The organism is Streptomyces sp. AC627_RSS907 (assembly GCF_019049165.1).
The window spans coordinates 79,681-89,106 of sequence record NZ_JAGMUE010000289.1 but is presented as its reverse complement, the minus strand read 5'-3'; the positions used below and the strand labels follow the sequence as shown (position 1 = coordinate 89,106).

The following is a 9,426-nucleotide window of genomic DNA, read 5'->3' as shown; positions in this document are numbered from 1 at the left end:
GCGGGGGATTGTGTGTGCGGGGGGCATTGCGGGGGGAGTCCGCTGTTCCGGGGGCGGTCCGGGGAATGGTTGATCCGGAACGATTCGTCTATGTACCGTGAGCACGTTGTTGAACATGAGTCGCTATTGCGTATCCACGGCTGCCCGGTCTGCCCGGCGGCCGACCTCGGGGGACCGTTGTGTTCTCCGTGGCCGGAATATGCCAGAGGCGCATGGCGGCAGTGAGGAGGAGAACGAGTGAGCCAGCAGCTGTGCCACCCCCCCAGACAAGGAGACCAGCTTGTGGTGACCACTCTTGTGCGCAACGGATTCCTGCGGCTCGGCCTGCGAGCCGTGCTGTCGGCGGCTCCTTCGGTGGGTGAGGTCAGGCACTGCGGCGACTGGAACGAGGTGGAGGACACCTTGGGTGCCGGTCGAGTAGACGTCCTGTTCCTGCACGAGGACCACTACGTCCCCGATCGCGGGGTGCTCGCCGACGCCCAGCGCCGACGACCGAAGGTACTGCTGTTACTCAGTGGTACCGACGTACGCGAGGAAATTCTCGCGGGACCCTCGGTTCCCGACGGATTCCTGGTGGAGGACGAGTTGAGCGCCTCCGCGGTCGAGGAAGCGCTCCAGCGGACGGCGGTGGGTGAGGTGCCCATGCCCGCCTCCCTCACCCGGGCGCTGCTGGACCGCGTCCGCGAGCCGGGGCAGCACCGGCAGCGCGCGGTCTCCCTGACCGTCCGCGAGAACGAGGTGCTGCTCCTGCTCGCCGAGGGCATGAGCAACAAGCAGATCGCCCGGCGTCTCGGCATATCCAGCCATGGCGTCAAGCGCATCGTCGCCAGCCTGTTGCTGAAGCTGGGCGCACCCAATCGGACAGCCGCCGTGGTGACGGCCATACAGGAAGGCCTCATCACCTGCTAGCCGGCCTCACCGGCCGGCCGGACCGCGGTATCACGCGCCCGGTCACCGCGCCGCCCGTCTCGCGGCGCCGGTGCCGGGCGCGTGTGGTCTCGTCCGCCGGTCGCCGGTCGCCGGTCGCCGGTCGCCGGTCGCCGGTCGCCGGTCGCCGGTCGCCGGTCGCCGGTCGCCGGTCCGCCGGCCGGGCCCGGGCGACGGCGGCCGGCCCGCCGCCTGTGTGACGCGTCGCGGAAATGTCCATGGGGAGATGTTCGTGGGACGCAGCGACGTGGCGGAAGTCTCAAGCGGGCGCACGACCGGTGTGCCCGAACGGGCAGGCCCCATGGAGCCCCGAACGGGCAGGGCCAAACGTGCCGTTGCCACTCGTGACCGGTCCGTCGCTACGGTGAGCGGGGCTGGAGTGCCCCGGGAGAGGAGCCAGCCGTGGCCGAACTCGTCCGGCACCGGGTCCCGTTCGACGGGCGACGGGCCACCACCGCACCCGCCACCTGCGCCCAGCGGCACATGTGGAACCTGATCGAGCGCCAACTTCCCGACGCGGCCTTCTACAACGTGTGCCACTGGGTCGAGCTGCCCGGCCGCGGCACCCCGCAGGACCTGCTCTCGGTCTTCGCCGAACTGCTCGGCCGCCACGAGTCCCTGCGCACCGGCTTCGACCGCACCCCGGAGGGCGAACTGGTCCAACATGTGGCGCGGGCCGGTGAGTTCGAGGCCGAGGTGTGGACCATCGGGCGCGGGGAGGACGCGGAGAGCGTGCTGCGCGCCTGGCGGGACCGCATGCGGCACACCGCCTTCGAACGGGCCCGGGCCCCGCTGATCCGGTTCATGGCCACCGTCGTCGACGGAGCACCGGCGCTCGCCGCCTTCTGCGTCTCCCACCTGGCGGCCGACCTGATGTCGCTGCGGCTGCTGGCCGACGAGGTGACCCGGCTGCTCGACGCCGCCGCCTCCGGCCGTCCCCTACCGCCCGCCGTCGTGTCCCGGCAGCCCGTCGAACAGGCCCTGCTCGAGCGTTCCCCGCGCGGCCGGGCCCTACTGCGCCGCGCCCACACCTACTGGCGCCGTCAGCTCATGGGCGCGCCCGCCACCCTGTTCCCCCCGCGCGACGGTACGGGAGGGCAGCCCGCCGGCACCGGGGGCGACGGCGCGCACGTCGTGCGGCACAGCGTCGCCCTGGACTCCCGGGCGGTGGCCCTCGCCGTGCCGGTACTGGCACGGCACTGGCGGGTGAGCACCTCCGCGGTGCTGCTGACCGTCGTGGCCCGGCTCCTCGGGCGCCGGGCCGGACTGACCTCCTGCACCCTGCGCCTGCTCACGGCCAACCGGTCGGATCCCGAGCTGCGCGGCACCGTCGCCAACCTGCACGCGGAGGTCGCCGCGACGATCCATCTGGAGGGCGACCGCATCGAGGACACCGCCCGCCGCGCCTTCGCCGCGTGCACCGCCGCCTACGCGAACGGACTCTACGACCCGGACGAGGTGACGGACCTGTTCGGCGAGGTCGCCCGCGAGCGGGGTGCCCCCGTCGACCTGTCGTACTGCTTCAACGACATCCGGGCGGATCACGGGCTGCCCGAAACGGCCGGGGGTCCGGAACACCTCGTGACCGGAGCCGAGTTGCGGACCGCGATGGCGGACACCGTGGTCGCGCCCCACGAGTTCGACGAGGGCGAGACCTTCTTCCTCGTGATCGACGACGAGGAACCGGGCTGGATACGGCTGGTGCTCAACGCCGACGGCCGGGCGCTCACGCCGTCCGAGGTGCGCGGCTTCCTGTACGACGTCGAGCGAGTGCTCGTCGAGCACGCCGAACACGCGGTGGCTGACGGGGCCGCGCAGGTCTCGTCCCAGGGCGTGTCCGGCCCGCGCTGAGGGGGGCGGGGCGGAGCGGGGTCCGGCGGGGCACGGCCCGTCGCCGGTGCCCCGCCGCGCCTCGCGACGCCCGCCGAGCTCCAGGCACAGACCTGGATCTGGGCCGGTTCGATTACCGTCGCGACCACTACCGACGCTCTCGACAAGGGAGAGATCACTGGATGGGTCGGCGATCTGTTGGGGACTCAGGCACTGGACGATGGAGTCTGGTCGGCTACGGGGGTCAAGGACGCCACGACGACGAGCGAGCGCGTATTGAGTCGTGATCAATCTACGGGTTTCGCCCTCGTGGCGGGGGCGGATCCGGTAGTCCGGAGCGCATGACGCGCAGACAGCTGACGGATGAGGAGTGGGAGTACGTCGAGCCGTACATGCCGATCGGCGAGTACGGTCCGTATCCCACCCGGCTGCGAGAGCAGTTCGAGGGCGTGATCTGGCGGTTTCGCACGGGAGCACAGTGGCGGGAGATGCCGACTGAGTTCGGCGCCTGGCCCACCGTGCACAACCGCTTCCGGCAGTGGCGGGACGCTGGGGTCTTCGAGGCCTTGCTGGAGGGCCTGATCGTCGAGGCGGCGAGGGACCGGGTGGATCTGTCGCTGGTCAGCGTGGACTCCACCACGGTGAGGGCCCACCATGACGCGGCCGGAATGCACCTCGATCCGGAGGTGCTCGGCGCCCTGGAGACGGCCGCCGAGGAGGAGAAGAACCACTCAAAGGGGGCACCGAAGAGGAACAAGCCGGGCAAGACGCCGACGGATGGCCGGGCGGGCCGAACGCAGACGTATCCGGCGACGCCGCAAGCTCCGCCTGAAGGCTGCCCTGCTCGGACGCTCACGGGGTGGCCAGACCAGCAAGATCCACGCCGCGGCCGACCGCAAGTGCCGGCCACTCGTACTCACGCTCACCGCCGGACAGGCCGCCGACAGCCCCCAGTTCATTCCCGTGCTCGACAAGGTGCGGGTCCGTATCCCGGTCGGCCGCCCCCGCACCCGGCCGGACGCGGTCGCTGCGGACAAGGCGTACTCCTCCCGCGGCAACCGCGATCACCTGCGCAAACGACACATCAAGGCAGTCATCCCGGAGAAGAAGGGCCAGGCAGCCAACCCGAAGAAGAAGGGCCGCCGGGGCGGTCGGCCCGTCATGCACGACGCCGAGCTGTACAAGGAGCGCAACACTGTCGAGCGCCTGATCAACAAACTGAAGGCATGGCGCGGCAACGCCACCCGCTACGACAAGACCCCCGAGAGCTACCTCGCCGGACTTCACCTCCGCGCAGCGACCATCTGGATCGGCAGCCTCCTACCACCCCGTTGATCACCACAGGCCCTGGCCGCAGAATGGATAGCCATGACCGACGCCTCACCCTCACGTTTCCTGCGCATCGTCCTGCGTGCCGACTCCTTCACCACGTCCTCGGCCGGGACGATCACACTGATCACGGCCCTGCTCGCGCTCGTCTTCACCGACACCGTCGCGGGCGTCGTCGCCGCGACCGTCCTCTTCGCCGCCTGGGTCGCCGTCGGCTGGACCGGCCGCAGGCATCAGCAGCTCGACGGGAGGAACCGGACCGCTGAAGACTGATGATGCCCACGATCTGTCACCTCGTTGATCGCGACTGAAGACAGGCCCTAGGTGTTCTGTCCCGGGAGGTTGTGGACGGGTGAGCCAGGTCTCGGTTGAGGGATCTTGAACAGGTGAGGGCCTTCCGGTTCGGTGTGGATTGCGACGTCTACACCAACAGAAAGGCCCTCGTGCCCCACCGTAATGCACCCCTGACCGAGACCGGACGGCTGCGCCTGGCTCGCTGCGTGGTCGAGGACGGCTGGCCCCTGCGCCGGGCCGCCGAGCGCTTCCAGGTCTCGCCGACCACCGCCCAGCGCTGGGCCGACCGCTACCGGCAGTTCGGCGAGGCGGGCATGCGCGACCGCTCCTCCCGCGTACCCAGGCGGTGGCGGCCCCGCGGGCTGCCGCCGGGCGCGCGGACCCGCGGTGGGGCTGGGGTCCCGGAGAACCCACGCCGCCGCGGAAGACCACCGAAGCAGAACGCAGGTGCGGAAGACCCGCGAGGCCGACGCGTTCGTGACCGGTCCCGGGAGAACGCCTTCGTGACAGGCCGCCGGGTACACCCCCCGTGGAAGACCCGCGGGGGTGACACCTCCCCGGAAGGTCACGGGAGAGCGCCCGGCAGGCCGCCGGAAACACCCCCGTGGCAGGCCACCGAAGTGACGTCGCCGTGGAACGCCACGGGACAACGCCTCCGTGGGACACCCTGTGGGACACCTCCGGGCAGGCGCATCCGCAGGACGCCGCAGTGACTGCCTCCGGAGGAGACGGGAGACGACATGCACGGGGCCTTCTCGCGGGATCCCGTGCGCCGGCGGAAGATCCGGTCCTCCCATCGTCCCCGCACGTCACCACCCCCGCCAGGCGCGTCCGGCCGGGCATTCGGTGTAGCCGGATGACCATAGCCCAAAGTGGGGGTGGCACGACCACCGGGCCCCGGCAAGACTGTTCTCCGGGCCGCCCCCACAACACGGCAGGCCAGGCAGTAACGCGGCGGTCCGGCACCGGACGCCGGGCAGTGCCCCTCGGGGCCGCCGTCCCGGCAGCCACCCCGCGCACGCCTGGTGCAGAGGCCCGCTGCCGACCGTCCACCGCCGACTGCCGGGCCTCGGTGCGCCCGGACCCCCGTCCACGGCGCCGTGCCCAGGCCCGCGCCGCCGACGGGCGCCGGCACGCGGGATGCCGCCGGTACCCCGTACCCGATCGCCGCCCTCAGTCCGCCACCGTTTCGACGCGACCACTTCCTGGCGGGAGCATATGCCCGTAACCGTAGTCCGATTCGTCAGCCGACCGGCCGAGACCGGCCCCGACCGGGTGCCACCGCGGACGGGGCGCGGCCGGTGACCGCCCCTGCCACCGGGCCGGTCGCCCACGTGCCGCCGGCCGAACCCGCCGGAGCCACGCGGTACGGACCGGCACCGGTCGAGAACCCCGCCCTCGGCGAGGTGTTCGCCCACGCCCCGGGGTGCACGCCCGAGCAACTCGACGCGGTGCTGGACGACGCGACCCGCGCCTTCCCTGGCTGGGCGGCGACGCCGCTCGACGTGCGCCGCGAGCACCTTCTCGCCTGCCATCGCGCCCTGCTGGCCGCCGTGGACCCGATGGCGGCCCTCCTCACCCGGGAGCAGGGCAAGCCCCTGCGACACGCACGGGCCGAAGTCCGGCTGGCGGCCGACTGGTTCGCCCACACCGCCCACCTGGACCTGAGCCCGCGACCGCTGGTCGACGAGCCCGCGGCCCACGTCACCCTGGAGCGCGTCCCGCACGGCGTCGTCGCCGCGATCGCGCCCTCCAACTACCCGGTCCTGCTGGCCGTCTGCAAGATCGCGCCCGCGCTGTTGGCCGGCAACACCGTGGTCCTCAAGCCCTCCCCGGACACGCCGCTGTCCAGCCTGATGATGGGCGACACCCTCCGGGAGGTCCTGCCCCCCGGAACCTTCGCGGTCGTCGGCGGCGGCACCGAGCTGGGCGCCCGGCTCACCGTCCACCCCGCGGTCCGGCTGGTGTCCTTCACCGGCTCGGTCGGCACCGGACGCGCCATCGCCCGGCAGGCGGCGGCCGACCTCAAGCGGATCGTGCTCGAACTCGGCGGCAACGACCCCGCCGTCGTGCTGCCCGGCGCCGACGTCGACGCCGTCGCGCGGGACCTGTTCGCCCGGTCCATGACGAACAGCGGGCAGTTCTGTGCCGCCGTCAAACGCGTCTACGCGCACCGCACCCAGTGCGACCGCCTCGCCGGGGCCATGGCCGAGCTGGCGAGCGCCGCCGTCGTGGGCGACGGCCTCGACCCGGCCACCGAGTACGGCCCGCTCGTCAGCCGCGCCCAGCGGGACCGGGTCGCGGGCATGGTGGACGAGGCCGTGCGCTCCGGGGCCCGCGTCCTGGCCGGCGGCCGTGTCCCCGACCGGCCCGGCCACTTCTACCCCCCCACCGTCGTCACCGGCCTCCCGGCGGGCAGCCGCCTCGAGGAGGAGGAGCAGTTCGGCCCGGTCGTCCCGGTCGTCCCCTACGACGACCCGGAGGAGGCGATCGACCGTGCCGACGCCTCGCCGTACGGGCTGGGGTGCTCCCTGTGGGGCGACGAGGAGCGGGCACGCGCCCTGGCGGACCGGCCGCGGTGCGGGACCGTGTGGGTCAACACCCACGGCGACCTGCGACACGACGTGCCGTTCGGCGGCCATCGGCACTCGGGGATCGGCGTCGAGTACGGCCCCTGGGGCCTTCACGAGTACACGCAGCTCAAGGTGCACCACATCGCGCTTCGCCAAGCAGATCGGGAGATGTCATGAGGGACACCACGGTGATCGGCATCGACGGGACGGAGGGCCTCGATCTGACCGGAGTCAGCGTCTTCGTCGGCGGGCCCATCCAGCACGCCATCCAGGACGACGGCTTTCACCAGCCGTTGCGGCACGCGATCCGGGACATCATCGACGCCGTCGCGGCCGTCAACGGCACGGTCTTCTCCGCCCACGTCGCCGAGAAGTTCGGCGTGGACACCGCCCTGTTCTCCCCGGACCAGGTCAGCGTCCGGGACTTCGACTGGATGCGCCGCTGCGACGTGTTCGTGCCGGTGCTGCCGGTGGACGCCGCGGGCGAGCTGATGCGCACCGACGGCACCCACGTCGAACTCGGCTGGGCCTCCGCGCTCGGCAAACCCATCGTCGTCGTCACGCCGACGCCCATGGCGCCCAACGCCAGCCACCTGCTGCGCGGGCTGCCCTCCGTCGGCGACGTGACGGTGTTCGACCTGGCCGAAGCCCGCGCCCACCCCGCCGAACTGCTCCGGCTCCTCGACAAGCTGGGCCGGGAGGCCGTGATGTCGGAGTGAACGGCAGCACGCGGATCCTGGGGCTGCGGCTGTCGTCCCCCCTCGTGGTGGGCTCCGGCCTGCTCACCGACCAGGAGCGCAACATCCGCCGGCTCCTCGACGACGGGGCCTCGGCCGTCGTCACCAAGACCATCCACCCCGACCCCGGCCCCGCGGGCGACGAACGCCTGCTGCGCCTGCCCACCGGCATGCTCAACAGCACCACGTACTCCCGTCGCCCGGTCGGTGACTGGTGCGCGATGCTCCGCCGGTTCGCCGACGACGGTCTGCCGGTGATCGCCTCCGTGCACGCGGGCTCCCCGGCCGAACTCGCCGAGCTGGCCGACCGGGTGACGCGGGCGGGCAGCCCCGCCCTGGAACTCGGCATCTCCTGCCTGAACGAGGAGGACGGGCTGGAGGACACCCCGGAGCGCGTCGCCGCCTACACCGACGCGGTGCGCCGCCGAACGCCGGTGCCGTTCAGCGTCAAGCTGGCGGCCGGGGAGCGGTTGCGGGAGCGTGTCGAGGCGGCCCTGGCCTCCGGCGCGGACGCCATCACCCTGAGCGACACCGTCGCGGGCCTGGCCGTCGACGCCGACACGGGCGAGGTGCGCCTCGGAGGGGCGTTCGGCTACTCGGGGCCCGGCATCAAACCGCTCGTGCTCGCCGAGCTCTTCGGCCTGCGCCGCGCCGGACTGACGGTCCCGCTGATGGCCAGCGGCGGAGTCGCGCACGCCGAGGACGTGGCGGAGTACCTGAGCGTGGGGGCCCACGCCGTCCAGGTGTACACCGCGCTGCACCGGAACATGCACGCCACCCTCCGCGGCATCCGCCAGGGCTTCGACGACTGGCTGGGCGCCCACGGCGGCACGGTGGCGGACCTGATCGGCCGCAGTGTCAAGAGGTGATGAGTCGCAGTGTCGAAAGGTGATGAGGTGAGGGCGATGCGGCAACGCACCACGAACGTACCCCGGTACGGGGACCTGACCAGTCCCCAGGTGCCCGGGACCATGGCCGGCGCCACCCTGGTGTGGCCGGTGGGAGGGCTGGAGCAGCATGGCCCCCACCTCCCGCTCTCGGTCGACATGGACATCCCCGACGCGCTGGCCCGGCAGGTGGCCGCGGAGGTCGGCGGGCTGCTGCTGCCCGGCCAGCCGGTCTCGGCCAGGTCCCTGCCGCAGAGCGGCGGCGGGCTCCACTTCCCGGGCACCGTGCACCTCGGCGGCGCCACGTTCATCGCGTACCTCACCGACTGCCTCACGGCCCTCTCCCGTCTCGGCCTCGGCCGGCTCGTCGTGATCAACGGGCACTACGAGAACGAGGGTCTGCTCTTCGAGGCGATCGACGGGTGCGCGCCGGACACCGTGTTCCCGGACACCGAGGTGGTCGCGTTCAGCTGGTGGAGCCTGGTCACCGAGGAGTGGCTCGGCGAGCACATCCCGCGCTTCCCCGGCTGGCACGCGGAACACGCGGGCCTCACCGAGACGAGCCTGATGATGTACCTGCGCCCCGACGCCGTCCGCGCGGAGCGCCCCAGCCACACCTCGCCGCCGCCCGCGGGCGTCTACCGGCACCCCGTCGACGTCGACGAGATCTCCAACCAGGGCGTGCTGTCCTCCGCCACCGGCGCCTCGGCCGAACTGGGGGAGCGCCTGTTCTGGCACCTGGTCGACGGCATCGTCGAACTGCTCGGCAAACCCGCCCGGGACACCGCCGGGCCGTCCTCCGCGCCCACCGGCTCCGGACGCGTCGCACCGTCCCCGTGAGCAGGACCG

7 protein-coding genes and 2 pseudogenes are annotated in these 9,426 nt (G+C 72.4%); all 9 read left to right on the top strand.

Going from position 1 to position 9,426, the window contains the following annotated elements; all coding sequences use genetic code 11:
• Positions 1 to 285 precede the first annotated feature (285 nt).
• The 9 genes and pseudogenes from KUM32_RS45110 to KUM32_RS34410 all read left to right on the top strand — a co-directional run bounded on the left by KUM32_RS45110 (position 286) and on the right by KUM32_RS34410 (position 9,417).
• Entirely contained in the window at positions 286 to 909 is a 624-nt protein-coding gene (locus KUM32_RS45110) for a response regulator transcription factor (RefSeq protein WP_217145852.1), read from the top strand.
• 420 nt (positions 910 to 1,329) lie between these two features.
• Complete coding sequence (locus KUM32_RS34445) at positions 1,330 to 2,778, top strand: condensation domain-containing protein (RefSeq protein ID WP_217145851.1); 1,449 nt, start codon at positions 1,330 to 1,332, stop codon at positions 2,776 to 2,778.
• 326 nt (positions 2,779 to 3,104) lie between these two features.
• Positions 3,105 to 4,092: pseudogene (locus KUM32_RS34440) on the top strand (IS5 family transposase); the annotation flags it as partial.
• Positions 4,093 to 4,125: 33 nt separating this feature from the next.
• The gene (locus KUM32_RS34435) at positions 4,126 to 4,359 is read left to right on the top strand and encodes a hypothetical protein (protein ID WP_217145850.1); all 234 of its coding nucleotides are present in this window, start codon (positions 4,126 to 4,128) and stop codon (positions 4,357 to 4,359) included.
• A 170-nt stretch (positions 4,360 to 4,529) separates the two neighbouring features.
• A pseudogene (locus tag KUM32_RS34430) lies at positions 4,530 to 4,724 on the top strand (helix-turn-helix domain-containing protein); the annotation flags it as partial.
• A gap of 957 nt (positions 4,725 to 5,681) precedes the next feature.
• Positions 5,682 to 7,130 (top strand): aldehyde dehydrogenase family protein, encoded by a 1,449-nt coding sequence (locus KUM32_RS34425; protein WP_308408791.1) that lies wholly within the window; start codon positions 5,682 to 5,684, stop codon positions 7,128 to 7,130.
• Positions 7,127 to 7,672, top strand: a complete 546-nt coding sequence (locus KUM32_RS34420; protein WP_217145849.1) for a nucleoside 2-deoxyribosyltransferase — start codon at positions 7,127 to 7,129, stop codon at positions 7,670 to 7,672. The genes KUM32_RS34425 and KUM32_RS34420 overlap by 4 nt, the downstream gene beginning before the upstream one ends.
• Positions 7,669 to 8,559: a dihydroorotate dehydrogenase gene (locus KUM32_RS34415; RefSeq protein ID WP_217145848.1), complete on the top strand. Its 891-nt coding sequence runs from the start codon at positions 7,669 to 7,671 to the stop codon at positions 8,557 to 8,559. Before KUM32_RS34420 ends, KUM32_RS34415 begins: the two co-directional genes overlap by 4 nt.
• Positions 8,560 to 8,595: 36 nt before the next feature.
• Positions 8,596 to 9,417, top strand: a complete 822-nt coding sequence (locus KUM32_RS34410) for a creatininase family protein (RefSeq protein ID WP_217145847.1) — start codon at positions 8,596 to 8,598, stop codon at positions 9,415 to 9,417.
• The last annotated feature ends 9 nt before the right edge of the window (positions 9,418 to 9,426 follow it).

Bases quoted from the DNA above. Each gene is read 5' to 3' on its own strand.
- KUM32_RS34435 (WP_217145850.1), top strand. From the start codon at position 4,126: ATGACCGACGCCTCACCCTCACGTTTCCTGCGCATCGTCCTGCGTGCC.
- KUM32_RS34420 (WP_217145849.1), top strand. From the start codon at position 7,127: ATGAGGGACACCACGGTGATCGGCATCGACGGGACGGAGGGCCTCGAT.
- KUM32_RS34410 (WP_217145847.1), top strand. From the start codon at position 8,596: ATGCGGCAACGCACCACGAACGTACCCCGGTACGGGGACCTGACCAGT.